This window comes from Vibrio sp. 1401, from assembly GCF_033340295.1.
This window is the reverse complement of the sequence record NZ_JAWOWF010000564.1, coordinates 1-600: the sequence shown is the minus strand read 5'-3', so window position 1 is coordinate 600 and position 600 is coordinate 1. Positions and strand designations below refer to the sequence as shown.

General features: G+C 49.5%; 1 pseudogene. It reads left to right on the top strand.

The window, feature by feature from the left end:
• Positions 1-600, top strand: a pseudogene (gene dnaE / locus R7Z77_RS26850) (DNA polymerase III subunit alpha); the annotation flags it as partial.

Sequence of the window (600 nt, the reverse complement as noted above, 5' to 3'; positions counted from 1 at the left end):
GAATACTTCTTGCCAGCCTTCCCAACAGAAGGGATGGAAGAAACTGAATTCTTGGTCATGAAGTCGCGAGAAGGTTTGGAAGAGCGTCTAGAGTTCCTATTCCCTAATGAAGAAGAGCGCAAAAAGCGCCGTCCAGAATACGACGAGCGTTTACAAATCGAACTCGACGTAATCAACCAAATGGGGTTCCCAGGCTACTTCTTGATCGTAATGGAGTTCATCCAGTGGTCGAAAGACAACGCGATTCCAGTCGGTCCTGGTCGTGGTTCGGGTGCCGGTTCTTTGGTGGCCTACGCGCTGAAAATCACCGATCTTGATCCGCTTGAATATGACTTGCTCTTCGAACGTTTCTTGAACCCAGAACGTGTATCCATGCCCGATTTCGACGTCGACTTTTGTATGGATAAGCGTGACCAAGTGATTGATCACGTTGCCGAAATGTACGGTCGCGATGCCGTATCTCAGATCATCACATTCGGTACGATGGCGGCGAAAGCGGTAATCCGTGACGTTGGTCGTGTTCTTGGTCACCCATTTGGTTTCGTTGACCGTATTTCGAAACTGGTTCCGCCAGATCCGGGTATGACGCTAGAAAAAGCG